Source organism: Leifsonia sp. GW821-FHT13C05 (genome assembly GCF_058806515.1).
The window spans coordinates 541,515-567,303 of sequence record NZ_JBXAPT010000002.1 but is presented as its reverse complement, the minus strand read 5'-3'; the positions used below and the strand labels follow the sequence as shown (position 1 = coordinate 567,303).

22 protein-coding genes are annotated in these 25,789 nt (G+C 71.1%); 11 read left to right on the top strand and 11 right to left on the bottom strand.

The annotated features are described in order from the left end of the window. Positions 1-6 precede the first annotated feature (6 nt). On the bottom strand, positions 7-1,530 hold the full coding sequence (locus AC1ROC_RS09340; protein ID WP_492999713.1) for an ATP-dependent DNA ligase: 1,524 nt from the start codon (positions 1,528-1,530) through the stop codon (positions 7-9). A gap of 141 nt (positions 1,531-1,671) precedes the next feature. Here AC1ROC_RS09340 and AC1ROC_RS09335 point away from each other — a divergent pair, with 141 nt between their 5' ends. The 3 genes from AC1ROC_RS09335 to AC1ROC_RS09325 all read left to right on the top strand — a co-directional run bounded on the left by AC1ROC_RS09335 (position 1,672) and on the right by AC1ROC_RS09325 (position 7,170). Then, positions 1,672-2,865 carry an alpha/beta fold hydrolase gene (locus tag AC1ROC_RS09335; protein WP_492999711.1) on the top strand — a complete coding sequence of 398 codons (1,194 nt, stop codon included), beginning with the start codon at positions 1,672-1,674 and terminating at the stop codon, positions 2,863-2,865. Positions 2,866-2,953: 88 nt separating this feature from the next. Then, the gene (locus tag AC1ROC_RS09330; RefSeq protein WP_492999709.1) at positions 2,954-4,156 is read left to right on the top strand and encodes a Fic family protein; all 1,203 of its coding nucleotides are present in this window, start codon (positions 2,954-2,956) and stop codon (positions 4,154-4,156) included. A 65-nt stretch (positions 4,157-4,221) separates the two neighbouring features. Next, complete coding sequence (locus AC1ROC_RS09325) at positions 4,222-7,170, top strand: DEAD/DEAH box helicase (protein WP_492999707.1); 2,949 nt, start codon at positions 4,222-4,224, stop codon at positions 7,168-7,170. A 42-nt stretch (positions 7,171-7,212) separates the two neighbouring features. Here the strand turns inward: AC1ROC_RS09325 and AC1ROC_RS09320 are convergent, their stop codons facing one another. The 3 genes from AC1ROC_RS09320 to AC1ROC_RS09310 are packed head-to-tail and all read right to left on the bottom strand — an operon-like array spanning position 7,213 to position 11,101. Next, entirely contained in the window at positions 7,213-9,270 is a 2,058-nt protein-coding gene (locus AC1ROC_RS09320; protein WP_492999705.1) for an iron ABC transporter permease, read from the bottom strand. A gap of 2 nt (positions 9,271-9,272) precedes the next feature. Further along, entirely contained in the window at positions 9,273-10,244 is a 972-nt protein-coding gene (locus AC1ROC_RS09315) for an ABC transporter substrate-binding protein (RefSeq protein ID WP_085368299.1), read from the bottom strand. Next, positions 10,241-11,101, bottom strand: coding sequence for an ABC transporter ATP-binding protein (locus tag AC1ROC_RS09310; RefSeq protein ID WP_492999703.1), 861 nt, complete (start codon positions 11,099-11,101; stop codon positions 10,241-10,243). Before AC1ROC_RS09310 ends, AC1ROC_RS09315 begins: the two co-directional genes overlap by 4 nt. Before the next feature lie 120 nt (positions 11,102-11,221). On the opposite strand from AC1ROC_RS09310, the gene AC1ROC_RS09305 reads away from it, so the two are divergent. The 5 genes from AC1ROC_RS09305 (at position 11,222) to AC1ROC_RS09285 (ending at position 15,704) form a co-directional block, all read left to right on the top strand. Further along, positions 11,222-12,463: an NAD(P)/FAD-dependent oxidoreductase gene (locus AC1ROC_RS09305; RefSeq protein WP_492999702.1), complete on the top strand. Its 1,242-nt coding sequence runs from the start codon at positions 11,222-11,224 to the stop codon at positions 12,461-12,463. Further along, positions 12,460-13,398 carry an RNA polymerase sigma-70 factor gene (locus AC1ROC_RS09300; RefSeq protein WP_492999700.1) on the top strand — a complete coding sequence of 313 codons (939 nt, stop codon included), beginning with the start codon at positions 12,460-12,462 and terminating at the stop codon, positions 13,396-13,398. Before AC1ROC_RS09305 ends, AC1ROC_RS09300 begins: the two co-directional genes overlap by 4 nt. 106 nt (positions 13,399-13,504) lie before the next feature. Beyond that, complete coding sequence (locus AC1ROC_RS09295; RefSeq protein WP_085368295.1) at positions 13,505-14,116, top strand: dihydrofolate reductase family protein; 612 nt, start codon at positions 13,505-13,507, stop codon at positions 14,114-14,116. 32 nt (positions 14,117-14,148) lie between these two features. Next, a complete protein-coding gene (locus AC1ROC_RS09290) occupies positions 14,149-14,472 on the top strand; it encodes a YciI family protein (protein ID WP_085368294.1) in 324 nt (107 codons plus the stop codon). Beyond that, the gene (locus tag AC1ROC_RS09285) at positions 14,469-15,704 is read left to right on the top strand and encodes an RNA polymerase sigma factor (protein WP_085368293.1); all 1,236 of its coding nucleotides are present in this window, start codon (positions 14,469-14,471) and stop codon (positions 15,702-15,704) included. The genes AC1ROC_RS09290 and AC1ROC_RS09285 overlap by 4 nt, the downstream gene beginning before the upstream one ends. A 5-nt stretch (positions 15,705-15,709) precedes the next feature. On the opposite strand, the gene bla is transcribed toward AC1ROC_RS09285, so the two are convergent. After that, the gene (gene bla / locus AC1ROC_RS09280) at positions 15,710-16,699 is read right to left on the bottom strand and encodes a class A beta-lactamase (RefSeq protein WP_492999697.1); all 990 of its coding nucleotides are present in this window, start codon (positions 16,697-16,699) and stop codon (positions 15,710-15,712) included. Between the two features lie 88 nt (positions 16,700-16,787). Here bla and AC1ROC_RS09275 point away from each other — a divergent pair, with 88 nt between their 5' ends. Both AC1ROC_RS09275 and AC1ROC_RS09270 read left to right on the top strand, forming a co-directional pair. Beyond that, the gene (locus tag AC1ROC_RS09275; RefSeq protein ID WP_492999695.1) at positions 16,788-17,681 is read left to right on the top strand and encodes a LysR family transcriptional regulator; all 894 of its coding nucleotides are present in this window, start codon (positions 16,788-16,790) and stop codon (positions 17,679-17,681) included. Next, complete coding sequence (locus AC1ROC_RS09270) at positions 17,674-18,570, top strand: serine hydrolase (RefSeq protein ID WP_492999693.1); 897 nt, start codon at positions 17,674-17,676, stop codon at positions 18,568-18,570. Before AC1ROC_RS09275 ends, AC1ROC_RS09270 begins: the two co-directional genes overlap by 8 nt. A 102-nt stretch (positions 18,571-18,672) precedes the next feature. Here AC1ROC_RS09270 and AC1ROC_RS09265 read toward each other — a convergent pair whose 3' ends face one another. Both AC1ROC_RS09265 and AC1ROC_RS09260 read right to left on the bottom strand, forming a co-directional pair. Further along, complete coding sequence (locus AC1ROC_RS09265) at positions 18,673-19,740, bottom strand: S66 family peptidase (RefSeq protein ID WP_492999691.1); 1,068 nt, start codon at positions 19,738-19,740, stop codon at positions 18,673-18,675. Then, positions 19,733-20,665: an NAD-dependent epimerase/dehydratase family protein gene (locus AC1ROC_RS09260; protein WP_492999690.1), complete on the bottom strand. Its 933-nt coding sequence runs from the start codon at positions 20,663-20,665 to the stop codon at positions 19,733-19,735. Before AC1ROC_RS09260 ends, AC1ROC_RS09265 begins: the two co-directional genes overlap by 8 nt. A 466-nt stretch (positions 20,666-21,131) precedes the next feature. On the opposite strand from AC1ROC_RS09260, the gene AC1ROC_RS09255 reads away from it, so the two are divergent. Further along, positions 21,132-22,052 (top strand): hypothetical protein, encoded by a 921-nt coding sequence (locus AC1ROC_RS09255; RefSeq protein ID WP_492999689.1) that lies wholly within the window; start codon positions 21,132-21,134, stop codon positions 22,050-22,052. Between the two features lie 29 nt (positions 22,053-22,081). Here the strand turns inward: AC1ROC_RS09255 and AC1ROC_RS09250 are convergent, their stop codons facing one another. The 4 genes from AC1ROC_RS09250 to AC1ROC_RS09235 all read right to left on the bottom strand — a co-directional run bounded on the left by AC1ROC_RS09250 (position 22,082) and on the right by AC1ROC_RS09235 (position 25,766). After that, entirely contained in the window at positions 22,082-23,620 is a 1,539-nt protein-coding gene (locus AC1ROC_RS09250) for a glycosyltransferase family 39 protein (RefSeq protein ID WP_492999686.1), read from the bottom strand. Positions 23,621-23,753: 133 nt separating this feature from the next. After that, complete coding sequence (locus AC1ROC_RS09245; protein ID WP_143465591.1) at positions 23,754-24,794, bottom strand: sensor histidine kinase; 1,041 nt, start codon at positions 24,792-24,794, stop codon at positions 23,754-23,756. Then, a complete protein-coding gene (locus AC1ROC_RS09240; protein ID WP_085368281.1) occupies positions 24,791-25,456 on the bottom strand; it encodes a response regulator transcription factor in 666 nt (221 codons plus the stop codon). Before AC1ROC_RS09240 ends, AC1ROC_RS09245 begins: the two co-directional genes overlap by 4 nt. Beyond that, positions 25,446-25,766: a hypothetical protein gene (locus tag AC1ROC_RS09235; protein WP_492999683.1), complete on the bottom strand. Its 321-nt coding sequence runs from the start codon at positions 25,764-25,766 to the stop codon at positions 25,446-25,448. Before AC1ROC_RS09235 ends, AC1ROC_RS09240 begins: the two co-directional genes overlap by 11 nt. Between the last annotated feature and the right edge of the window lie 23 nt (positions 25,767-25,789).

The following is a 25,789-nucleotide window of genomic DNA, read 5'->3' as shown; positions in this document are numbered from 1 at the left end:
GCGCTCCTACTCCCGCAGCAGCCCCCGCAGCGTCTGGATCGTGTCGGCCTCCGCCGCGTCCTTGTCGTCGCGATACCGCTTCACGCGCGCGAACCGCAGAGCGATCCCGCCCGGGTAGCGGCTCGAACGCTGCACGCCGTCGATCGCGATCTCGACCACCGTCGTCGGCGTCACCCACACCGTGCCGGCCGTGCGGCGCGTCTCGATCTGCTGGAAGTGCTCCGTCTGCCAGCGCAGCAGCTCGTCGGTGAGGCCCTTGAATGTCTTGCCCACCATCACGAACCCGCCCGGCTCGCCGAACTCCCCGGTCGGGTCGAGCGCGCCGAGGTGGAGGTTCGAGAGCCAGCCCTGTCTGCGTCCCGAGCCCCACTCGCAGGCCAGCACCACCAGGTCGTAGGTGTGCACCGGCTTGACCTTGATCCAGGACGATCCGCGCCGCCCGGCCGCGTACGGGGAGTCGATCGACTTCACGACGACGCCTTCCTGCCCGGCGGCCAGCGCATCCTGGGCCACGCGCTCCGCGACAGCGGGATCAGCCGTCACCTCGCCCGGGATGCGGTGCTCGCCCGCGATCCGCTGCAGCTCGGCCAGGCGCGTCGAGAGCGGTTCGTCGAGCAGGTCGCGGCCGTCGACGTGGAGCACGTCGAAGAACCAGGGATGCAGCACCGTCTCCCTCGCCGCCTCCGCCCCGAAGCGCGACATCGTCTCCTGGAACGGCCGCGGCGCTCCGTCCTCGTCGAGCGAGAGCGTCTCACCGTCGAGGATGACGTCGTGCACCGGCATCCCGCGCACCACCTCGACGACCTCGGGCACGCGGCGGGTGACGTCGGCGAGGTTCCTGGTGAACACGCGCACGTCGTCGCCCACCCGGTGCACCTGGATGCGCGCACCGTCCAGCTTGAACTCCACCGACGCCTCGCCCGTCGTCGCCAGCGCCGCCGACGCGCTCGCGGCCGTCGCGGCGAGCATCGGCTGCACCGGACGCCCCGGCACCAGCCCGACCTCGTCGAGCTCGGCCGCCGTGCCGGTGATGGCGAGCCTGGCGGTCTCGCCGAGATCGCCAGTGAGCATCGCCGCGCGCCGCACAGCGTCGCCCGGCCGGTCTGCCGCCCGCGCGATGGCGTCGGTGAGCACGCCCTCCAGGGCGCCCGTGCGCATCTCGCCGAGCAGTGCCCTGGCGATGAAGTCCTGTTCTTCCGCCGTCGCGCGCTCGGTGAACTCGCGCAGTTCGCGGGTGCGGTCGCCCGCCGACCCTGCACCGGACAGCGCGGCCAGGCGGTCGAGCAGCGCATCCAGGTCGTCGACGGTGAGGCTGGGCTGTGCGGCCGGGGTGCCCATCGCGGCCGAGAGCCCGCGCCAGCCGACGCCGACCCTTCCCTGGCGCGGCTTGCCGACGAGCAGCCCGACGGCCGGGGCGATCTCCTCCGGCGCGAGCTGCGCGAGCAGAGCGGCCAGCGCATCCACTTTCGCCAGCCGCGACCGCGTGCCCGCGACCGCACTCGACGTCTTCACCAGCTCATCAACCAGCACGCCCACATCCTCCCACCGACCCCCGACACCACCCCAAGCAATCGAACCGGGACTTATGCACGCTCCCGCCCGGCGTGTCGCGTGCATAAGTCCCGGCTCGATTGCTTGGGGAGGGGCGGCAGGGAACGGTAGCGTCGGGGTGTGAGCCGGCGAGCGTTGCGCTTGGGGGCCGTCGCCGTGGTGGTGGCGGCGGTGGCCGTGCTGGCCGGATGCTCGTCCAGCCAGCCCGTGCGCATCGAGGAGGATCTGGGCGCGAGGCCGTATGTCGGCGACTTCTACAAGATCCCATCCCCGCTGCCGAGTGGCGCGCCCGGCACCCTGATCGCCACCGAGCAGGCGCCCGGCCAGCCGGACGGCGCAGCGGCCTGGCGCATCCTGTTCCGCTCCACCGACCTCACCGGCAAGCTGGTCGTGAACAGCGGCCTCCTCGTCGTTCCCGATACGCCTGCTCCGGCGGGCGGGCGAACCATCGTCTCCTGGGGCCACCCGACCACGGGCAGCGCGGAGAAGTGCGCGCCGTCCCGCTTCTTCGACCCGTACGTCTTCGTCGAGGGCCTCACCGACCTCCTCGACCGCGGCTACGCCGTGGTCTACACCGACTACACCGGGATGGGCGTGCCGGGTCCGGACTCCTACTTAGTGGGCGACACTGAGGGAAGGAACGTGCTCGACGCCGCCCGCGCCGCTCGGACGGTGCTCGGCCCCGAGGCCAGCGACCGCGTCGTGCTCTGGGGCCACTCGCAGGGCGGCCAGGCCGTGCTCTTCGCTGCGCAGTTGGCCGCTTCATACGCGCCGGACCTCGACGTGCGCGCCGCCGCGGTCGCCGCCCCGGCCACCGATCTGGCCAGCCTCATGCGCGCAGACATCGGCGACGTCTCCGGGGTGAGCATCGCGTCGTACGCCTTCGCGGCATACGCGGCGGTGTACGACCAGCCGCTGCAGAGCATCCTGACCCCGGCGGCAGTGGATGCGCTGCCCACCATGAACACCTTCTGCCTCCTCACCCAGAACTCGGCCCTCCACAAGATCGCGAAGCCGCTGATCGGCGCGTTCCTCTCGGCGGATCCGGAGACGACGGAACCGTGGTCCGGCCTCCTCGCCGCGAATACGCCGGGCGCATCCCGGATCGCGGTTCCGCTGTTCGTCGCGCAGGGTCTCTCCGACAAGCTGGTGCGCCCGTCGGCCACGGATGCGTTCGTCGCGCGCGAGAAGGCGGAGGGCACCGCGGTGACGTACGACAGGATCCCCGGCGCGACGCACGGGACGGTGGCGGACAAGGCGATTCCGCGCGTGCTGGAGTGGCTGGATGCGAACGGGGGCGGGGCGGCGGGGTGAGGTCGCCAGCGCAGTAAAGCACAGTGACGACACCATTACTGTGCTTTAATGACCATAAACCACAGTAACGCGAGAGGTACTCCGGCTTATGACCTCCTGGCCAGCTCACGGCAGCGAGACGCTTCCGTGGCGCCAGACGCAGCGAGCGGGCACGCGCGACGACCGGATGATGACCGAGGTGGCCGCGACCATCCCGCCGCACATCGCCGCGCTCAATTACGAGCCGTCGCTCGACATCGTGCGGGACAGCGAGCGGGCGCTGCTCGCCGCCGCCGTCGCCGACACCGCGGCGGAAGGCCACAGCGCAGCGCTGTCCCGCTTCATGCTGCGCACCGAGTCCGTCGCCTCCTCCAAGATCGAGAGGATCGAGGCGTCGGCGGAGGACTTCGCCCGCGCGATCGCGGGCGGGCGGGGCAACAGCAGCGCCACGAGCATGGTCGCCGCCTCCGTCGCCTTGCACACGCTCGTGCGCGACGCGGGCGAGTCCGGTGTAATCACCATCGACGGGATGCTCGCCGCTCACCGCGCCCTGATGGAGGAGGACGAGTACGAGGCCCGGTATGCGGGCCGTGTACGCGACATGCAGAACTGGATCGGCGGCAGCGACCACTCGCCGCGCGGCGCACTGCACGTTCCTCCTGCGCCCGAGCGCATCCCGGAGCTGCTGGAGGATCTGGTCGCGTACCTGAACCGGGACGACGTGCCCGTGCTCGTGCAGGCGGCCATCGCGCACGCGCAGTTCGAGTCGATCCACCCCTTCACGGACGGCAACGGGCGCATCGGTCGCGCGCTCATCAGTGCGGTGCTGTGGCGTCGCGGTGTCACGGCGAACACGGTCATCCCGCTCGCGAGCGGGATCCTCGCCCGCAGAGACGACTACTTCGACGCGCTCACCACCTACCGCTCCGGCGACCCGGCCGACATCATCCGGATCATCGCGACGGCGACGCGGGTCGCCGCAGTGGAGGCGCGCGTGTCCATCGGGCAGCTCTCGCTGCTGCCGGACGAGTGGCATGCCGAGATGGACACCCGCAGAGGTTCGGCCATCTTCAACCTCATCCCGGCGTTCTTCGACCATCCGGTGATGACGTCGGAGGATGCGGAGCGGCTGTCCGGCTCCGGCGAATCGCAGACGTTCAAGGCGCTCGACCGTCTCGCCGGTGCCGGGATCATCCGCGAGATCACCGGCAGGAAGCGCGGCAGGGTCTGGGTCGCAGCCGACCTGATCGCGGAGCTCGACGACCTGGACCGCCGCATCCAGGCGGCGATGCGGCGCACCCGCGTCGCGTGAGCCCGCGCGCGCCGAGCCTGGCCAGCGCGCCCTCGGCTGTCACCGGCCCGTGAGAGGCTGAGGGCATGCCCGACACCCCCGCCTCCTCCGGGTGGAAGGCGAGCGTCTCCGGGCTCACCCGCTCGGCCCCGCGACCCGCCACCGGCGCGACGCGCATGGGGCTGCAGTTCGAGCTGCGGGAGCGGACCCGCGCATCCACCGGCCGATGGGATGCGCCCAAGTCGCGCCCAGCGACGGCGGCCGCGGCGGCGGCGGCGGCCGCGACAGCCACTACCGGCACAACCACCCCCCGCCTCCTCCGCCTCGGCGTGCGCCCGGTCATGCTCAGCGCCACCGGCAACTGGGTGCGCGGGTCGCTCACCTGGTCTGCCCTGCCGCACCTGCTCAACCGGCTCGCGCTCGATCCTGCGCAGCATGCCTGGTTCGGGCAGTTCGCCGCGCTGCACCGTGCCGGGCGCGACGTGTACGTGCCGGGGGAGGCCGACTGGTTGTTCGTCGACGAGTTCGCCAGTCCGCTGCTCTGGCCGCTGCTCGACGAGGCGGAGCGTGTCGGTGTCGCCCTGGTCACCGGCAAGCGGGAGACCGAGGTGCTCGTGACCGACGGCGCCCGCGTGGCCGTCGACGCCACCAAGCTTCCGGATGGCGGGCTGCGGTTGCGAACGGTCGCCGTGGTGGACGGCGCCGCGCATCCCGGATCGACCGTCGGTGCGATCGGGGATCACGGTCTGTACCTGTGGTCTCTGAAGCCCGAACCGCGGTTCACCCTGGCGCGCGCTGGCGCCCCGCTCACCGCCGAGCAGCGGCGCCTGCTCGCCGCCGGGGACACCATCGACGTGCCCGCGGAGGAGACCGACGAGTTCCTCGGGCAGTACTACCCGCGGTTGCAGAGCCTGGTCAGCGTGACCAGCACGGACGCCTCCGTCGTGTTCCCCCAGGTCCTGCCGCCCGTGCTCGTGCTCACGGCCACGTTCGGCGCGAACGACAGGCTGGAACTCGACTGGGGCTGGGTGTCCGCGACCGGCGCGGAGCCGCTCGGCGCGCATCCCGTGCCGGATGCGGTCACCGAGATGCTCGGCTGGCGGCCGCATCCGGCAGAGCTGTCCGGCCTGGATGCCGCCGAGTTCACCGCCACCACCCTTCCGGCCCTCGAACGGCGCAGGGATGTGCGCGTCGACATCGTCGGCGAGCGCCCGGACTACCGCGAGCTGGTGGATACGCCGAAGCTCGTGGTGACCACCGTGGAGACCGACCGGCGCGACTGGTTCGACCTCGGCGTGCTCGTCACGGTGGAGGGGCGCACCATCCCGTTCACTCCGCTCTTCACGGCCCTCTCGCAGGGGCGACCGAAGCTGCTGCTGGTCGACAAGTCCTATCTGTCGCTGCAGCAGCCCGTGTTCGACAGGCTCCGGGCGCTCATCGACGAGGCGAAGTCGCTGGACGAGTGGGAGCCGGGCTCACTCAGGATCAGCCGGTATCAGGCGAGCCTCTGGTCGGAGTTCGTGGAGCTCGCCGACGAGGCGCACCAGGCCGAGTCGTGGCGCCGAACGGCCGACGGGCTGCACGCCATCCGCGACGGGGAGTCGCCCGGCGACCTGGCTGTCCCGGATGCGGTCACCGCCACCCTGCGGCCGTATCAGGTCGACGGGTTCCGCTGGCTGGCGTTCCTCTGGGAGCACGGGCTCGGCGGCGTCCTCGCCGACGACATGGGGCTCGGCAAGACCCTGCAGACGCTCGCCATGATCGCGCACGCCCGCAGCAGGCGCCCGGATGCTCCGCCCTTCCTCGTGGTCGCGCCCACCTCCGTCGTGCCCAACTGGGTGAGCGAGGCCGCCCGGTTCACGCCTGGGCTCACCGTGCGCGCCGTCACCGCCACCCAGGCGAAGAGCCGCCGCCCGCTCAGCGACATCGCAGACGGGGCGGACGTGGTCGTCACCTCGTACGCGCTGTTCCGGCTCGACATCGCCCGCTATCACGCCACCGGATGGGCGGGGCTCGTGCTCGACGAGGCGCAGCTCATCAAGAACCGCACCTCCAAGGCGCACGACGCCGCGAAAGACCTGCGGGTGCCGTTCAAGCTGGCGATCACCGGCACCCCGATGGAGAACGACCTGCTCGACGTGTGGTCGATCTTCCGGGTGGTCTCGCCCGGGCTGCTGCCTCCCCGCTCGGCGTTCACCGACCGGTACCTCAAGCCGCTCGCCGCCGGCGACAGGCCGGACCTGCTGCTGCGGCTGCGGCAACGGGTGCGCCCGCTCATGCTGCGCCGCACCAAGGAGGCGGTCGCGTCCGAGCTGCCGCCCAAGCAGGAGCAGGTGCTGCGCGTCGAGCTGGCGCCTCGCCACCGCAAGCTCTACGACCTCGTGCTGCAGCGCGAGCGCCAGAAGATCCTCGGCCTGGTCGACGACCTCGACCGCAACCGGTTCATCGTGTTCCGCTCGCTGACGCTGCTGCGGATGCTGGCGCTCGACGCCTCCATCGTCGACGAACAGTATGCGAGCATCCCGTCGGCGAAGATCGACGTGCTGCTGGAGGAACTGGACGACGTGGTGGCCGGTGGGCACCGCGCGCTGATCTTCAGCCAGTTCACCAGCCTGCTGCGGAAGGTGGCGCAGCGGCTCGACGAGCGCGGCATCGCGTACAGCTACCTCGACGGGTCGACGCGCCGTCGCGCCGAGGCGATCGACGGCTTCCGCGACGGCGACGCCCCCGCCTTCCTGATCAGCCTGAAAGCGGGCGGTTTCGGCCTCAACCTGACGGAGGCCGACTACGTCTTCCTGCTCGACCCGTGGTGGAACCCGGCGGCGGAGTCGCAGGCGATCGACCGCACCCACCGCATCGGCCAGCGCTCGAACGTGATGGTCTACCGGATGATCGCGGACGAGACGATCGAAGACAAGGTGATGGCGCTGAAAGAGCGCAAGGCGCGCCTGTTCGAGGCGCTGATGGATGACCCGGGCGGCGCGTTCGATGCGAGCTTCAGCGCCGACGACATCCGGGGGCTGCTGGACGGGTGAGCGGTGGCGGTTCCGGTTCCGCGGCTGCGGCGGCCCCGCCCCTCACGCTTCCCGCCGCGACCGCCACAGCAGCCACAGGAAGTACGGCGCCCCGATCACGGCCGTCACCAGCCCCACCGGGATCTGCGCGGGCGCGATCAGCGTGCGGCCGACCGTGTCGGCCACGCACACCAGCAGCGCCCCGAGGATCGCGGCGACCGGGATCACCCGCGCGTGCCGCTGTCCGACCAGGGCGCGGGCGGCGTGCGGCGCGACCAGCCCGACGAAACTGATCACGCCGACCGCGGCGACGGAGGCGGCCGTCAGCACGACCGCGATGCTCAGCAGGGCGAGCCGGGTGGAGCCGAGGCGCACGCCGAGCAGGCGCGGGGTGTCCGCATCCAGCCCGATCAGGTCGAGTCTGCGGCTCATCGCGGCGAGGATCGGCAGCGCGCAGACCAGGGCGATCAGCACCGGGAGCACCTGCGGGAACGTGCGCCCGTATGTCGAGCCGGACAGCCAGACCAGCGCCTTCGCCGCGTTGTACGGATCGGTGAGCACGATGAGCAGGCTCACGATCGAGGTTGTCCCCGCCGAGACGCCGATGCCGATCAGCACCAGCCTGTTCTGTTCGAGGCCGCGCCGGGCCGCGAGGCCGAACACGACGGCCGCCGCGGCGACCGCGCCGGCCAGCGCCGCCGAGCCGATCAGCCAGAAACTCGCCAGCGGGATCGCGGTCACCACCGCCACGGCGCCGACACCCGCCCCGCCGACCACGCCCAGGATGCCCGGCTCGGCCAGCGGGTTCCGCGACACCGCCTGCACCACGGCGCCGGCGACCGCGAGCGCCGCCCCTGCCAGGAGTGCTGCGGCCACGCGCGGCAGGCGGGTGTCGAGCACGAACGTCACCACGCGTCCGGCCTGACCCGTCGCCCAGTTGGCGATGTCGCCGAGCAGCAGCCGAGCATCCCCCAGCAGGGTCGCCGCGACGATGGCGGCCAGCAGCGCGGCCGACGAGATCACCAGCGTCAGGATGAACGCCCTGCGGCTGCGCAGCCGGGTGAAGGCGGTGGATGCGGTGTTCGAGCTGGCGTCCCGCGACCGGTACGCCAGCCACACCAGCACACCGGCGCCGAGGATCGTGGTGACGATGCCCGTCGGCACGGCCACGCTCGCCTGCGCCCCGAACACCGCGCGCAACAGCACGTCGGAGCCGAGCACCACGATCACACCGGCCACCGCGGAGGCCGGGATGAACGCGTAGTGCTTCATCAGGCCGGGCACGCGGGTGGCGACCAGCCGCACGATCGCGGGAGCGCACAGCCCCACGAACCCGATCGGACCGGCGAGGGTTACGGCGACCGCGGCGAGCAGCACCGACAGGACGACGGCGACGCTGCGCGTGAGACGCGGATTGATGCCCACTGCGGCAGCGCCGTCGTCCCCGATGGAGAGGATGTCGAGCCGGCGCCCGAGCACCAGGAGCCCGGCCAGTGCGACCAGCGCGACCGGCGCCAGCTGCTGCACGCCCTGCATCCCGATCTGGGCGAGCGAGCCGTTGCCCCAGGCGAACAGTCCGGTGGTCTGCTGCTGGCGCAGGAGCAACAGCATCCCGCTCACCCCGCTGAACGCCAGCGTCAGCGCCGACCCGGCGAGCACCAGCCGGATCGGTCCCGCCCCTGCGCGCGACAGGCCGAGTACGATCCCGGCGGCGATCAGGCCGCCGAGGAACGCCGCCCCGCCGGCGGGGAGGGCGGGCAGCGCGATGCCGAACGCCGCGACGGAGACCACCGCCAGGTACGCTCCCGCGTTCACCGCCAGCGTGTCCGGCGATGCGAGCACGTTGCGCGAGACCGACTGCAGGGCGGCACCCGATGCGCCGAGCGCGCAGCCGACGACCAGGCCCACCACGAGCCGGGGCAGCCGCGAGCTGAGGAGCACGGCGTCGGCCTGCGCATCCACTGTGCCTGCGCCCGAACCCGTCAGCGCCCTCCAGAGCGCCGACGGGTCGATGGATGCGGTGCCCTGGCCCAGGTGGATCACGGCGAGGACGCCGATCGCCAGCACGGCGACGCCCGCGAGGACGGGGAGGCGGCCGCTTCGTTGGGAGCGGACGTTCACGGTCAGTTCGTCAGAGCCTTCACGATGGCGTCGACGTACTGCTGCGCGGAGGCCGTGCCGCCGAACATCCAGATGCCGTCCGGCAGGCGGTAGACGGTGCCCTTCTGCACGAACGGCAGGGACTTCCAGACGGCGTTGTCCTTGAGGCCGTCCGCGAACGGGTCTCCTCCGTCGGAGTCGTTGGCGATGTATGCGAAGCGCACGTCGCCGAGCTTCGTGAGGCCCTCGACGTCGGTGGCAGCGAGGCCGTACGCCTTGTCGCCTTCGAGCTTCCACGGGTCGGTGAGGCCGAGCTCGGTGTTGATGTCGGCGATCAGCGAACCGGTGACGTACGGGCGCACCGAGACCTGGTTGCCCTCCTGCCAGCCGTCGGCGAACGCGAGCGGCGTCCCGCCGAGACCGGCCGCCTCCAGCTTCGCCTTGCCGTCGCTCACCGTCTTCTTGAACGCCTCGATCTCGGTCTTCGCCTGGGACTCGGTGCCCGTCGCCTCGGCGATCAGCTCGGTGTTCTCGATCATCTGGTCGATCTGCTTCGACGCGTCCGCCGACCGCACGACGATCACCGGGCCCACCTTCTCGAGCTGCGCGATGGCCGAGTCGGTGAGGTCGGTGGTGGCGACGATCAGGTCCGGCTTGAGCGCGGCGACCGTGTCGAGGCTGGGCTCTCCGCGGGTGCCGATGTCCTTCACGTCCTTGGGGAGCGGCGCGGCCGTGTCGTACGCGGTGTACCCCTTCACGTCGGCGACGCCGACCGGGTCGACGCCCAGGCTCACCAGCGTCTCGACGACACCCCACTCGGTCCCGACGACGCGCTTGGCCGGGCCGTCGAGCTTCACCTTCTCGCCGCGCGCATCGGTGATGGTGAGCGCGCTCGCTGCTGAGCCGTTCGCCGCCGGTGCCTCCGTGGTGCCGCATCCGGTGAGGGCGAGCACGGTGGCGACGGCGAGCGCTGCTGCGATCCGGTGTCTGATCATGAGGGGGTGGGGGTCCTTTCGGTTCTCAGGTGATGGCTGCCCATCGGGTGTGTTCGTGGCATGCCGGTCGACGGGTTCACATCCACGTCGATCCGGATGCCGTACGTCTCGGTGAGGAGCGCGGGGTCGTAGACCTCCTCGGCGGTGCCGGATGCGACGACGCGACCGGCCGAGAGCAGCACGACCTGATCGGCGACGGCCGCCGCCTGGTCGAGGTCGTGCAGGACGACGCCGATGGTCACGCCGTGGATGTCGGCGAGCTCCCGGATGAGGTCGAGGATCTCCACCTGGTAGCGCAGATCGAGGTAGGTGGTGGGCTCGTCGAGCAGCAGCACATCGGTGTCCTGCGCGAGACAGCACGCCAGCCATACCCGCTGCAGCTGCCCGCCGGACAGGACCTCCACGCCGCGCTCGGCGAACTCGGAGACGCCGGTCAGCGACATGGCGCGCTCGACGGTCGCCGGACCGTCCTGGTCGGTGCCGCGGAACCGCTGCCGGTGCGGGTGGCGGCCGAAACCGACGACGTCGCGCACGCTCAGGCCGGCGGGGGTGGGGCGGCTCTGGGCGAGGAGGGTGATGCGGCGGGCGAAGGCGGTGCGAGAGAGGGTGAGGGCGTCGGTCGGGTCGCCGTCGCCGTGCAGCGTCACACGTCCGGCGCGGGCGGCGTGCAGCCGGGCGATGGCGCGCAGCAGGGTGGATTTCCCGCTCCCGTTCGGGCCGATCAGCGCCGTGACGCGCCCGGCCGGGAGGTCGAGGTCGGCGCCGTGGACCACATCCACACCGTCGTACGCGACCGTGACGGCGGCGGCCCGAAGCCCGGCGTGATGCTCGGGATGCGTTGGGCGGCGGGAGGTCACGATGCAAGAGCTTAGGGCAGCCTTACCTAACTCGGCAACCGGGAATTGTTCCGCCGCGCGTGTCACACGTCCGCCTCCACCGGTGTCTCAAGGGGCAGAGAGTCGAACGAAGGAGATCTCATGACCACCCCGATCCAGGTCGTCGTCATAGGCGGAGGATATGCAGGAGTGACAGCAGCAAACCGCCTGACCACGCGCGGCGAAATCGCCGTGACCCTTGTCAACGCGCGGCCCGTCTTCGTCGAGCGCATCCGGCTGCACCAGCTGGCCGGTGGCTCGGACGACGCCGTGGTCGAATACGCGAAAGTGCTCGCCGACGGCATCCGGCTCGTGGTCGACACCGCCGACCGCATCGACCGGGATGCGCGGACCGTGCAGCTCGCATCCGGTGCCGTGCTCGGCTACGACTACCTCGTCTACGCCCTCGGCAGCGGGCGCGCGGTGCTGGAGGTGCCCGGTGCGGCCGAGCACGCGCATCCGATCGCCGATTTGGCCGACGCCGAACGGCTGCGGGATGCGCTCGCGGCGGCAGGCCAGGCGGCTCCCGTCGCCGTCGTGGGCGGTGGCCCGGCGGGCATCGAGACCGCGGCGGAGCTCGCCGAGCAGGGCCGCGACGTCGTGCTGTTCTGCGCCGGTCCGCTCGGTCCGACGCTGCACCAGCGCGCCCGCCGGACGGTCGGGCGACGGCTGGCGGCGCTCGGCGTCCGCATCGAGGACGGCCAGGGCTCGCGGGTGACCGCGGTGACACCGGATGCGGTCCAGCTGGCGGACGGACGCAGCATCCCGAGCGTGGTGACCGTGTGGGCGACCGGTTTCGGCGTGCCGCAACTGGCGCGGAGCAGCGGGTTGACCACGGACGCCATCGGCCGCCTCGTCACCGACGAGACGCTGACCAGCGTGGACGACGACCGCATCGTGGCGGCGGGAGACTCCGCCGCACCGTCGGGGGTCGCGGTGCGGATGAGCTGCCAGGCAGCCGGCCCGCTCGGCGGTTCGGCGGCGGACACGGTACTGCGCCGCATCGCCGGAGAGCAGCCGGCGCCGTTCGTGCTCGGCTTCGTCGGACTGTGCATCAGCCTCGGACGGCGCAGCGGAATCTTCCAGTTCGAGCACAGGAACGACACCGCGACGCGGGTGTACATCTCCGGGCGCGCGGGAGCGAAAGTGAAAGAGGTGGTGTGCTGGGGAACGGTCGAGTCGCTGGTCATCGAGGCGCGGCATCCCGGGGCGACGCGGCTCCCGGCGGCCTTCGGAGATCGGGAGCGTCGCCGTATGCTCGCAGAAGCGGGTGCGGATGCGGGAGCCGCGTCGGGTGTGGGTGCTGGTGCTGGTGCGGTTTCGGGTGGAGGGGAGCTGGCGTGAGCGACGACGAGGCGGAGGACGCGGACCGGCAGGACGGCCCGGCGGCCGACGCATCCGGTGACGCCACCGAGTTCTTCGTCGCCCACCGGAACCTGCTGTTCACCGTCGCGTACGAGATGCTCGGCTCGGCCGCCGACGCGGAGGACGTGCTGCAGGAGACCTGGCTGCGCTGGGTGAGGGTCGACAGGGCGGAGGTGCGCAACGAGCGTGCGTACCTGGTCAGGATCGCGACCAGGCTCGCCCTCAACCGCCTGCGTTCCGTGCAGCGCCGCCGCGAGGCGTACGTGGGCCCGTGGCTGCCCGAGCCACTGCTGACCGCCCCGGATGTGGCCGACGACGCCGAACTCGCCGAGTCCGTCTCGATTGCGCTCATGGTGGTGCTGGAAACCCTCGGCCCCACCGAGCGGGTCGTATTCGTGCTGCGCGAGGTGTTCGGTTTCGGCTTCGACGAGATCGCCGCCGCCGTCGACAGGACCCCGGCCGCCGTGCGCCAGATCGCCCACCGCGCCCGCGGGCACGTGGAGGCGCGGCGCCCCCGCGTCACCGTCACGGCCGGCGAGGCGCGAGCGGCCCTCGAAGCCTTCCGGGTCGCGGTGGAGACCGGGGACACGCAGGGCGTCCTCGCCGTGCTGGCCCCGGATGTGGTGCTCGTCAGCGACGGCGGCGGCGTCAAGCAGGCAGCCCTCCGCCCGATCGTCGGCGCCGACAAGGTCGCCCGCTTCATCGCAGGAGGCATCCGCAAGACGGGAGCATCCGTCACCGGGGCGGCGACGACCGTCAACGGCAACCCGGCTCTGGTCCTCAGCGTCGACGGCGAGATGGACGGCGTCCTCGCCGCCCAAGTCGCCGACGGCCGTATCGTCGGCCTCTACTTCGTCCGCAACCCGCAGAAACTGACCCGCGTGGCCGAGGAGACGATGCTGTCGCGGCGGTGAGGGAGAATTTCTTTCGGCTGTTGTCGGATCCGAGCGGACTCGTTCGTTGTCTGGGTAGAAGGTGCCGCACGAGCGGGCACCCAGACTCAGGGAGACGAACGGAAGAATGAAGCTCACGACGATCACGCAGCTCACACTCGACGGAGTGACTCAGGGGAACGGCGGCTCGACCGAGGAGGACCGCGCCAGCGGTTTCGAGCGCGGCGGCTGGGCGCGGGGAGCGGGCGACGACACGACCCGCGATCACATCGCCGCGACGTTCCAGCGCGCCGACGCGTTTCTGTTCGGCCGCCGAACGTACGACGTCTTCCTCGAATTCTGGGGGACGATGGAGGACCTGAAACGGCATCCCATCGGAGTTGCCCTGAACGCGAAGCCGAAGTACGTGGCATCCAGGACGCTGACGGAGCCGGACTGGGCGAACACGGCGGTCCTCGGGGACGATCTGTTCGCCGCCGTCACGGAATTGAAGGCCAGCAGGGACGGCGAGCTGCAGGTGCACGGAAGCAGCCGTCTCATCCAGTGGTTGCTGGAGCACGACCTCGTCGACGAGATGGAACTCATCACCGTCCCTGTGGTCCTCGGTCAGGGTGACCGGCTCTTCGCTCGGCCGGGCCCCGACATCGCGTTCGACCTCGTGGATGCGCGTTCCGATTCGAAGGGGGTCATGATTCAGACCTTCCGCCCCGTCGGCCGCCCCAGCTACGCGACCTTCTGATCGAATAGAGGAACCAAGGAGAGGATCGGCAGATGCAGTACCTCGTATCCGTGATCGACGACAAGAACGATCCCGGCAGCACGGACAGGCGGCCTGAAATCAGCGCGTTCAACGAACGGCTGATCAGCCAAGGCTATTGGGTCTTCGCGGGGGGACTCGCGGACACCGAGACGGCCACGGTCATCGACAACCGGGGCGAGCAGCCGATCTTCAGCGATGGGCCGTTCGTCGAGTCGAAGGAATACCTCGCCGGTGTCTGGGTGTGGGAGGCGCCCGATCTGGATGTGGCACTCGCCCTCGCCGCGGAGGCGTCGAAGGTCTGCGACCGGAAGATCGAGGTGCGGCCGTTCGCGTGAACGACGTCGAGCGAGCGATCACTCGGGCACACCAGGACGAGTGGGCCAGGGTGGTGGCCGGCCTGACCAGGCGCTTCGGCAACCTCGACATCGCCGAAGAAGCCACGGCCGAAGCATTCGCGATCGCCGTCGAGCGGTGGTCGCGCGACGGCGTGCCGCCCAATCCCGGTGCCTGGATCCACCTCACCGCCAGCCGCAAGGCCGTCGACCGGATGCGACGCGAGAACAAACGAGACGATAAGCACAAGCACGCTCAGCTGGTGTACGAGAACGTACCAGCCGAGCCGGTCGGCGCCATCGCTGACGACCGGCTCCGGCTGATCTTCGTCTGCTGTCATCCGGCGTTGGCGATGGACGCACGGGTGGCACTGACCCTGCGCATGGTCGGCGGTCTGACCGTGGCAGAGATCGCTCGCGCCTTCCTGGTGACCGAGAGCACGATGGGGCAGAGGATCACCCGCGCGAAAGCGAAGATCAAGGCGGCCCGCATCCCCTATCGGGTGCCCTCTGACGCGGACCTCCCCGACCGGGTGTCCGGTGTCCTCGCCGTGCTTTTCCTGGTCTTCAACGAGGGCTACCTGGCGACCGGCCCCCACGCCGACCCGGTGCGCGCCGACCTGACCGCCGAGGCGATCCGGCTCACGCGCCTGCTCCGTGACCTCATGCCGGACAATGGCGAAGTGGCCGGGCTGCTGGCGCTGATGCTCCTCACGGAGGCCCGCCGCGCCTCCCGGATCTCGGTGGACGGCGAACTGGTTCCCCTCGCTGAGCAGGACCGGGGAGCGTGGGACGCCGTGCTCATCGCCGAGGGTCACCGGATCGTGCGCGAGCGTCTTGCTGCGGCCGCGGCGGGGGTGGCCCCGGGGCGGTACCAGATCCTTGCGGCGATCGGCGCCGTTCACACCTCTGCGCGCGACATGCGCGACACCGATTGGTCACAGGTCCTCGCCCTCTACGACCAGCTCGTCACGCTCGACCCGTCGCCCATCGTCGAGCTGAACAGGTCCGTCGCAGTCGCGGAACTCGACGGGCCGGAAGCAGCTCTCGCGACCGTCGACCGGCTCGAGAAGAGCCTGAGCGACTATCACGCGTTCCACGCAACCCGCGCGGACGTGCTGCGCAGGCTGGGCCGCACTCAGGATGCCCGCGCAGCGTACGACAGGGCGATCGACCTGGCGGGCAACACCGCCGAGATCGCCAGCCTGCGACGCCTCCGCGATCGGCTGCGGTAGAGCCCCTACCGCCCCAGCGCCCGCACCGCCACCTTCGCCGCCTCCGCCACCAGCGCGTTGTCCGGCGTGGCGTCCGGCGTGTCCTTCCGCGTCAGCACCACCACGATCACCGGCGCCCTGCCTCCCGGGTAAACCACCGCGATGTCGTCCCGCACGCCGTATTCGCCCGTGCCCGTCTTGTCGGCGACCGGCCACGCGGGGTCCACTCCGGCGCGGATTGTCTCGTCGCCTGTCGTGTTGTCGAGCATCGTGTTGCGGAGCAGCGTCCGGTCGGCCGTCTCCAGCGTCTTCCCGAGAACGACCGTGCGCAGGTCGGCGGCGAACTGGGCAGGGGTGGTCGTGTCGCGGGGGTCGCCGGGTAGGGCCTCGTTGAGGTCGGGCTCGACGCGGTCGACGTTGGTGACTCGGTCGCCGATGCCGCGCATCCACTGTTCGACCGCGTCCGGGCCGCCGAGCCGGGCGACCAGCAGGTTGGCCGCGGTGTTGTCGCTGAAGCGGAGCATCGCGTCGAGGAGCTCGCGCACCGTCATGCCGGTGTCGACGAAACGGCTCGTGATCGGCGCGTAGTCGAGCAGGTCCGCGCGCGTGTAGTGGATGACCGTGCCGAGGTCGGCGGTGGTCGTCCGCTGCAGGGTCGCGGCGGCGATGAACGTCTTGTTGGACGACGCGAACGGGAACCGCTCACCCGACCGGTAGCCCGCCGCACGCCCGTTGCCGGTGTCGACGGCGGTCACTCCGAGGGTGGCGCCGTGCGTGCGTTCGAGGGCCGCGAAGGCGCGGCTGGTGGCGGTGGATGCGGCGGGGGCGGCGGGCACCGCGGATGCAGCGGGGGCGCCGAATGCGGCAGGCGCCCCGGCCGCGCCGTGCATCCCTGACACCGCCGCGGGCACCCCCACTCCTGTCGCGGCGAGCGCCGCCTGGCACCCGGACAGCAGCACGGTGGCGGCGACGGTGGCGGCGGCCGCGCGGAGGACGATTCGTGTTCGAGCGTTCATGCCTCCAGCCTCACCCGCCGCCACCCATCCCGTCCAAGACCGGATCGCGCCGACTCATGTGCAAACAGCATGACGTTAGGCTGCTGGCGTGGACCTGATCGCGGCGTACCGGGTGCTCGTCGAGATCGACGAGCGCGGCTCGGTGACGCGCGCCGCGGCAGCCCTGGATGTTGCCCAGTCGGTCGCGAGCCGCCGCATCCTGGCACTCGAACGGCAGCTCGGCGCCCCGCTGCTCGAACGCAACGCCCGCCACGCCGTGCTCACCGCGTTCGGGCGTGACCTCGTGCCGTCGGCCCGTCGCCTCGTGCGGCTCGCCGACGAGGTCGAACTGGATGCCGAGCGCGCCAGACTGCAGCCGGTGACGGTCGCCGTACCCGCCGGATGCTCGACACGCGACCTCGCCGTCACCGTCGCCGCCGGGCGCGCGGCCGGCCTCCGCCTCGAGTTCCGCGCCGAGCCGCCACCGCGCAGGGCGGAGCTCGCCAGCACGCTCGCGGTGCGCGCCGCCGTGCTCGCGGTCCCCGTCGACGAGGCGGAGTGGGTCGCCGTACTCGGAGCAGCCGGACGCCGCCCCTCCGACCGCGCCCTCCGCCTCGAAGCCCTCCGGCCAAGCCGACGAGGGCGCAGCACCAGGGATGCGGATGCCGGCACCCGCATCCGGATCGCCCCCGAGGACGACCTGCCGCACCTCCGCGACCCCCTCACCAGGGCGGCGTACGCGGCGGGCCTGCTCCCCGGGCAGCTGCCGGTGGATGCGTCGGTCACGTCCGCGCTCGCCGCGGTGCTCGCCGACGGCGACCTGCTGCTGTGCACCCGTGCGGAAGCCCACGACCTCGGCCTGCACTGGCGGCCGTTCACCGGCCTGCCGCTCGCGCGCGGTTTCGCACTGGGCGGCGACAGCGCCCACGACGTGGATGCGGTGCGCGCGGCGGTCGCCGACGAGCTGGCGGCAGCGCTCGGGGCGGAGGCGCCCCGTGCCTGACCACCGCCTCCTCTCCGCCGTGCGTGCCGACCTCGCCGCGGCGGGCCTGCGCGCATCCATCGTCGTGCGGGACATCGACGCCGGCCGCGAGGTCGCCATCGACGCCGACGTCCCCACCCCGGCCGCGTCGCTCGCGAAGGTGCCGATCGCGATGTCCGTCCTCCTCCGCATCGCCGACGGCCGGATCGACGGCGCTTCGCCCGTGACCGTCCCGCCCGGAGATCCGGCGGAGGGCACCCCCGGCACCGGACGGTTCCGTCATCCGTCGACCATCGCCGTCGACGACCTCGTCTCGCTCGCCATCAGCATCAGCGACAACGGGGCCGCCGACGCCCTCCTCGCCCTGGTGCCCGCCGCCGAGGTCATGGCCGACCTGGATGTGCTCGGCATCCGCGGCATCGCCGTCCGGCACCCGTTCGCCGACCTGTCCGACACCCCGCTCGAACGGTTCGCGCCCGACGACGCGCACCTCGCCCACACCCTCGCCATCCGGGGCAGCACCCCCGCCCACGGCCATCCCGTGCGGCAGCTCGACGTCGCGCGCACCAACACGGTCACCGCCGCCGGTTTCGCCGACCTGCTCGAAGCGATCTGGCGCGAGCGCGGCATCCCGCCCGTGGTCGCGTCACGGCTGCGCGAGCACCTGCACGGCAACGCGATCCGCCACCGCCTCGCCCCCGACCTGGCCGCCGACGACGCCCGCTGGGCGTCCAAGACCGGCACACTCCTCAACCTGCGGCACGAGGCCGGTGTGCTCGAGAACGCGGACGGCTCCCGCTTCGCGATCGTCGCGCTGAGCGCATCCACGGTCCCCGCATCGGTGCAGCCGGCCGCCGAGGCCGCCCTCGGCGCCGCTGCCCGCGCCCTCTACGAGCACCTGCGCGGCTGACGCCCCCCACGCGAGACACCAGTAACTGTCGCGAAACGCCCGGGATGCGCGACAGTTGCTGGCATCTCGCGGCCAGGCGGCGCGGCACGCGGGCGGCGCGGTCTAGCCGGCCGCGCCGTAGTCCGCCACCAGCGTCCGCGCCGCACCGTCCAGCTCCACCACGCCGCCGTACGGCAGTATCCACTGCGGCCGGGTGTGCCCGAAGGGCACGCCCGCGCAAACCACCGCATCTGGGTTGTACCGCGCGACCTCGTCGATGACGGTCGCGCTCTGCTCGGCCCGGTATGCGGCCCGGTCCGCCGCGGGCGGAACGTCGCCGAACTCACTTGCGGCCGGCCGCGCGACGATCACGCCCGCCACCGCGCCGAGGATGCCGCGCTCGCCGAGGGCGCGCATCCATCGCCGGATCAGTCGCGCGGGCGGCACCTCTTCGCTCGTCTCGAGGATGAGCACCGCGCCGCGCAGCGCGTCGAGTGCGGGGAGCCGGTCGGCGACCGCCAGCTGGTCGACCACCTCGATGCATCCGCCCCAGGTGCGTCCGGTGACGCGCGCGGCGGGTCCGGCCCACACCCACGGTTCGGTCGTCTCGCGGTCGCCGTGGTCGGTCAGCGCGTGCGGCGAACGCCAGTCGATCCCGAAGTCTTCGGAGTCGCCGGGATCGGTCACGTCGAGGCGGCCTCCGTCGAGCAGTGCCGCCCGCAGGGACGCCAGGTGGATGGGGTCGATGCCGGGTCCTGGGCCGAGGTGCACCTGGGTGGAACCGCCGTAGTACGCCTCGATCCCGAGGTGCCACATCCAGTTCAGGATGTTCGTGTTGTCGCTGTAGCCGAGGAAGATCGTGGGGTTCGCGGTGGCGAGGGCGGCGTCGAGATGCGGGACGACCGTGATCTGGTCGTCGCCGCCGATCGTCGCGATGATCGCCCGGATGTCCGGGTCGCCGAACGCGGCGTTCAGGTCGGCGGCGCGCGCCTCCGGTGACGCGCCGAGCATCCGGGTGGTCGGGTATTCAACCGGCACCAGTCCCGTCGCCTCGGCGAGCCGCCGCATGGCCTGCTCGTGCACCTCCGGCGCGAACCCCGGCGCGGCGAACGACGGGGACAGCACCGCGATCCTGTCGCCGGGCCGCAGCTTCCCGGGCGAGCGGAGCGAACCGATGACGCGATCAGCCACGGCGCACCCAATCCACTTCGTCCATCAGCAGGTCGATCCCGCGTCCGACCGGCGTGTAGCCGAGCGACGTGGATGCGGTGGTGTCGAGCACGATCGGGTGCACCGTGCGCCACGGGTGGTGTCCGCGCTCGCCGTCATCCGGCGCATCCACGAGGTCGAGCGCTCCCTGCCAGCCCACCCGCTCGCCGATCGCCCGCGCGATCTTTTCCGCCGTCGGCGTGTCCGGGTCGGCACTGTTCAGGATGCGTGTCCCCGGCGTGCCCGCGATGGCCTCGATGAGCGCGGCCGTGTTCGCCGCAGCGGTCAGGTGGTCGACGGACCGCCCACCCTCGGCCAGCTCGATCCGTTCGTCTCCGCGCAGCATCCGCTCGACGAAGTGCCGGCTGCGTGCATTGCGCGCCCAGCGCCCGTGCACCTTCGACGGCCGGATCACCGTGATGGGCAGTCCGCTGCTGAGCGCCGCCAGCTCCACCGCGACCTTCGACGGCGCGTACCCGTCGCGCGTATACGGGTCGACGTCGTCGCCGGCAGGGGGAAGCGTCGGATTGTCCTCCCGCAGCGGAACGGCGAACCGCGGGGGCTCGTCGCCGTTGATGTGGCGCCCGTCCGCGTCGACGTAGACGGCCCTGGTCGAGATGACGACCGTGTGCGCGACCGAGCCCATCACGGGGAGCAGGCTGCGCACATCCCGTGCCGAGTAGGCCACCAGGTCGACCAGCAGGTCGGTGTCGTCGCCGACCAGCCGCCCGATCCCGGATGCGTCGGTCCGCGGCAGCGCATGGAACCGTACCCCGGCCTCGGCGAGTTCGGCCGGCATCGCCGCCGCGTCGCGACCGGTGACGTCGACCGTCCAGCCGCTCAGCGCGAGCCTCTCCGCCGTCGCCCCTCCGATGGCTCCCGTCCCGCCCAGCACGACCGCGCGCATCCACGTCCCCCGTTCGTCTCTGCACTGCAATCTACCGGTGCCCCGCGGGAGTCGGTTGCACGCCGCATTGGATAAGTGAAAACGGCCCCGCTTCTCACACAAAACGTTGCATTCTTATAGATAAATTTTAGATGCGTGCGACCTGCATATACCGTGTTGGTATCGCGATGAAGCGCCCGGGCGGTCGATGGCGATGTATCGAGATTGGAGTCAGTTCATGAAAAAGATGGCAAAGACAGCTATGGTCGCGGTCCTCTCGATGGGCTCGCCAGGGCCGCGGGGCTCGTGTGCTCCCATCTCCGGACGATCTGCCCGCGGATGTCGTCGCCGCCATTGATGCCCTCGTCAGGGGTGCAGCAAGGCGGGGCGTCTCGCTCCCGCAGCTGGTCAGGTATCTGGAGGAAACGTCGACATGAGTGTTAGCCCCGTGGTTCGGTTCGATGGTGCACGAAGAGGTTTCGCGGCGATGTTGGTCACGGCCACATCCGTCGCGATCGTGTGGTCGCTCGTTGTCTGGGGCGATTCTCTGCCCGCTGAGCTGCCTTCACAGTGGTCGGGAGCGGAGGTGGTCTCGCGACTTCCCACGTGGGTGTTCGCTGGGATGGCAGTCGTGATTTCCGCTGTAGCCTCGGCCTTTGCCTGGCACGCTGCAGTCCGGCCCGAACACTACGACCGCCCCCGGCGGGTCTTCCTCATCGCGGGGTCGGTCGGCGCAGTCACCGCCGCGGCGTGGCTGATCAGCGCAAGCGCCGTTCGTACGTCCGGCCAGGAGATCGGTGCCGCCGGGCTCGTGGCGGTGGCTGCAGTGTTCTACGGCTTCATCCCTTTCGCTTTCGCACCGTCTCGCGCTCAGGCGGACTCCACCGGTGAACCTGTTGAGATCGTGCTGGAAGCCAACGAGACCCTTGCGTGGTCGCGAGCGCAGTCTGTACCGCTCTTTGCCTGGGCGACCGCGATCAGCGGTCTGGTGGCGATCGCGCTCGGCTACCTGCCGATGGTGATGACAGGAATCGTGGCGTCCAACCTCAGCGTCGCGATCGTGGCGTCGAGCCTCGCTGCAATGTTCTGCGTATGTGCCCGAGTGCGCGTATCGGTAGACCTTCGGGGGCTTCGTGCACGGTCCGCAACGCTAGGAATTCGGCTCATGTCGGTTCGATTGAACGAGATTGACAAGGCGGCTGTGACCCGACTCGAACCCTCGCGGTGGGCTGGATGGGGCTATCGCGTCGGCCCTCGAGGTATGGCTCTCGTTCTTCGGGGTGGTCCAGCTATTGTCGCGACACTTCACAGTGGGGCCGAGATCGCCGTCACCACCCCGGATGCGGACGAAGCTGTCGGTGTGCTTCTTGCTCTGAAGAGCCAGGAGCTCGGCCGCGCTCCGCAATAGTGACCCGCGAAGCCACCCGCCCCCACCCATCACCGCGTGAGCTCGATCACCAGCTCCCGATGCGTCGCCACCCGCAGCCCGGTCTGCACGAACCCTTCGCGCTCCAGCGGCAGCAGCCCCCAGCTGTCCGGCTGCTTCGGTGTCTCGGCGTCGACGTATTCGATCAGCCAGATGCGTTCGACGCCCTCCAGGCGGTCGCGCGCGTCCGCCTGGTCGACCGAGTACGCGGCGTCGTGCCAGGTGTCGTTCTGCTGGTACGGGGTCTGGAGGGTCACGTCGACCAGCCCGGCGAACCCCGCCGGGTACGTGTGCATCGCCAGCCGGGGGCGGCGGGAGGGGCGGACCGATTCGTCGAAGACCACACCGTCTCCCGGATGCGCGTGGGCGCCGACGACCGCGCTCAGCTCGGCCCAGTCGCTGTCGTTCTTCGCGTAGGCCGTCCGCTGGCCGACATAGACCGGCACGATCAGGGCGAGCAGCAGCGCGCTCGCCGTGATCCCGGCCCACGCCCGCAGATGGAACAGCGAACGCACCCCGCAGGCGATCAGGATCGCCGCCGCCGGCGCGCAGAACGAGACGTACCTAGCCGTGAACCCGGGGATCACCGCCTGCGCGGAGACGAGGATGACCGTCGGCACGAGAAGCCAGGCCACGGCCAGGGCGAGCGGCGTCGGGGTGCTGCGGGTGAGCATCCACGTGTTGCGGACGCCGGACCGCACGCGCAGCAGCCACGGGATGCACACCGCGGCCAGCATGAGCGCCCACGCCACAGCGGCCACCCACCACGACCCGAACCAGAGCGAGCGGAACATCGTCTCGAACGAGGACTGGTCGGTGGTCGCCAGGTAGGAGATCTGGTTGCGTTCCAGCAGGCCGACGACGCCGAGGGGGACCGCGGCGAGCATCGCGCAGGCGACGGCCGCCGCCCAGCCGATCAGGGTCGCGCGCCGGACGCGGAGGGTGGCGAGGATCACCGCGTGCACCGCGACGAAGAGCGCCACGTAGAGGAACACGTACGTGCCGACCGCCAGGAGGGCCGCGTAGCCGACCCACCAGCCCGTCCCGACCTCTCTGCGGTGCAGGATCTCCACCAGCAGCACGGTCAGCCAGGCGACGACGGCCGCGCTGAACGCGTACGACCGTGCTTCCTCTCCCATGTAGGTCACGCGCGGGAGGATCATGCACACCGCACCGGCCAGCACGGCCAGTCGGCGGCCGTCGAGGCGCCAGACGAGCACCACGACTGCGGCGGTCGTCAGCCCGACCGCGACGGCGCTCGGGAAGCGGAGGGCGAACGGCGACGTTCCGAACACGCTGATCCACCAGTGCAGGCCCAGATAGTAAGCGCCGTGCACGGCGTCCACGTGACCGAGCATCCTGGCCAGCGACGGCAGGGAGCGCTCGGCGGAGAGCAGGCTGGCCGCCTCGTCGCCCCACAGCGACGGGATCCACGACCCCGCAGCGGCGAGCAGCGTCGAAAGGAGCCCGGCGAGGGTGGCGACGAACCACAGCGAGCCGGTGAGCGGCCGCGCTCGGAGAGGCGCTTGGCGCGTCGCGACGAGTGACACGGGGCGACCTCCCCTCTCACAGGCGAACCCTCACAGGCGAACTCTTCCCCTCAGTTCATCCTGTTGAGTCCCAGAATCCTCCAAGACGGAGGAATGCGCTACGAACCTGAGCGGATCGGCAGGGTGTTCAGGGTTACAGCGTCGGCAGGGTCAGTCTGAGCACTGTTCCCGCGTCGCTGGTGGCGGCGACATCGACGCTGCCGCCGGACCGCGCCGCGATGTCGCGCACGAGGGCGAGGCCGATGCCGAAGCTGGGACGGACGGGGGTGGGGCTGGTCCCCGACGCGCCCGCGCCCGCCGCGCCCGCCGACGCCTGCGGCGCCCGCGCGAACCGGTCGAAGATCCGCCGGGGGTCGATGCCCCAGATGCCCGTCCCCTGGTCGGCCACCGTCAGCGTCACCGTCCGCCCCTGCACCCGCACGGCGACGGTGATCGTCGACCCGTCCGGCGAGTGCGCGAGCGCGTTGTCGACCAGCGCCGTCACGCAGCGTTGCAGGCTCGCGGCGGGCATCGCGACGAGCGCGTCGTGCCCGGCAGGAGCATCCAGTCGCACGTCGATGCCGCGCGGCACGGCGAGCACCCGCATCGCATCGGCCGCGCGGTCGACGGCCGCGAGCACCGATGTGGGGTCTCCGTGCGCATCCTGGACTGGCTCTGCGGCAAGCAGCAGGTCGTCGACGATGTCGATGAGGGCGCGCGCGTCGGTGCGCAGCTCGGCGACGACCGGCGAAGACGGGTCGTCGGGCGGCAGCGTGCGCTGGAGGATCTGCAACCGTGCGTCGAGCACGGCGAGCGGAGTGCGCAGTTCGTGGCTCGCATCCTGCACGAACGTCCGCTGCATCTGCAGTGCCCGGCCGAGCGGGCGCACGGCCCGCCGGGTGATGATCAGGCTGGCCGCCCCGGCCACCGCCACAGCGAGCACACCGACCACGACGAAAGCGATCATCGCCTCCGTGGTGTCGATATAGATCTTGTGCTCACCGGGCCGCGGTTTCTCCGCCAGCTCGGCGGGCCGCAGCTGATCGAGCACGAAGAAGAACGCCACTCCGATCGCCGCGACCACGAGCGCCCCGGATGCGATGGTCAGCTGCACCCCGACCACACGGGATGCGCGCCTTACGGCCGTCGCGTCGACATCCGTCGCATCCACCCCGGCACGCCCGCTGCGCCTCACAGCGCCCCCAGCCGGTATCCCTCGCCGCGCACCGTGCTGATGAGGTCTTTGTCGGTCTTGCGCCGCACGTAGTGCACGTAGGTGTCCACGGTCCCGGGCTGTTCGTCGTTCTCGAACACCTCGCTCAGGATCTGGCGACGGCTGAACGTGCGCAGCGGGTTCTCCGCCAGCAGGCGCAGCAGAGCGGTCTCCCGCGCGGTCAACTGGATGCGCCCGTCGTACGGCGAGTAGATGCAGCGGCTCTCCGGGTAGAACTGCCAATCGCCCACCGCGATCACCGGCCCCTCGCCCGTGAACGTGCGCGTGATGGCGCGCAGCCGCGCGAGCAGTTCGTCGAACTCGAACGGCTTCACGAGGTAGTCGTTCGCCCCGGCATCCAGCCCACCGACGCGGTCGGCGAGACCACCGAGCGCCGTCAGCATGAGAATGGGCGTGACGACGCGGCGCGCCCGCAGCGTCTCCACGATGGTCACCCCGTCCGTGCCGGGCAGTCGTCGGTCCACCACGATGGCGTCGAACGTCCCGTCGAGCCCGGCGCGCAGCCCGGCGTCGCCGTCGGCGATCAGCGTCACCTCATAGGTCTCCGCGAGCACCTGTTCGATCAGCGGGCCGAGGCGCTGGTCGTCCTCGACCAGCAGCACGCGCTGCCGTTCACGCTCCATGAGCGCTCCGCGCCCTCCTCACGGCGAGGACGACTCCGGTCAGCAGCAGAGCGACCCCGATGACGCCGATCACGATGCCGATCCACATGCCGGAGTAGTCGGCAACGGGGATGACCGGCATCGAGGTCCCGGCTTGGGTGTACTGGGTGTACGTGTTCACGGGGAGCGTCGGGATCGGGCCCTTCGAGATCACCACGATCGTGTCCACCGGGCTCGCCACCCAGGTCACGATCAGGCCGCCGATGGTCGCCAGCGCACCCACCACCAGCAGCGCAGTGATGCGCTTGTTCCGCCGCACGGCTTCGATCATGCAGCGAATCTACATGCCCACCG

Bases quoted from the DNA above. Each gene is read 5' to 3' on its own strand.
- AC1ROC_RS09330 (WP_492999709.1), top strand. From the start codon at position 2,954: ATGACCTCCTGGCCAGCTCACGGCAGCGAGACGCTTCCGTGGCGCCAG.
- AC1ROC_RS09325 (WP_492999707.1), top strand. From the start codon at position 4,222: ATGCCCGACACCCCCGCCTCCTCCGGGTGGAAGGCGAGCGTCTCCGGG.
- AC1ROC_RS09315 (WP_085368299.1), bottom strand. From the start codon at position 10,244: ATGATCAGACACCGGATCGCAGCAGCGCTCGCCGTCGCCACCGTGCTC.
- AC1ROC_RS09305 (WP_492999702.1), top strand. From the start codon at position 11,222: ATGACCACCCCGATCCAGGTCGTCGTCATAGGCGGAGGATATGCAGGA.
- AC1ROC_RS09295 (WP_085368295.1), top strand. From the start codon at position 13,505: ATGAAGCTCACGACGATCACGCAGCTCACACTCGACGGAGTGACTCAG.
- AC1ROC_RS09290 (WP_085368294.1), top strand. From the start codon at position 14,149: ATGCAGTACCTCGTATCCGTGATCGACGACAAGAACGATCCCGGCAGC.
- bla (WP_492999697.1), bottom strand. From the start codon at position 16,699: ATGAACGCTCGAACACGAATCGTCCTCCGCGCGGCCGCCGCCACCGTC.
- AC1ROC_RS09260 (WP_492999690.1), bottom strand. From the start codon at position 20,665: ATGCGCGCGGTCGTGCTGGGCGGGACGGGAGCCATCGGAGGGGCGACG.
- AC1ROC_RS09255 (WP_492999689.1), top strand. From the start codon at position 21,132: ATGTTGGTCACGGCCACATCCGTCGCGATCGTGTGGTCGCTCGTTGTC.
- AC1ROC_RS09240 (WP_085368281.1), bottom strand. From the start codon at position 25,456: ATGGAGCGTGAACGGCAGCGCGTGCTGCTGGTCGAGGACGACCAGCGC.
- AC1ROC_RS09235 (WP_492999683.1), bottom strand. From the start codon at position 25,766: ATGATCGAAGCCGTGCGGCGGAACAAGCGCATCACTGCGCTGCTGGTG.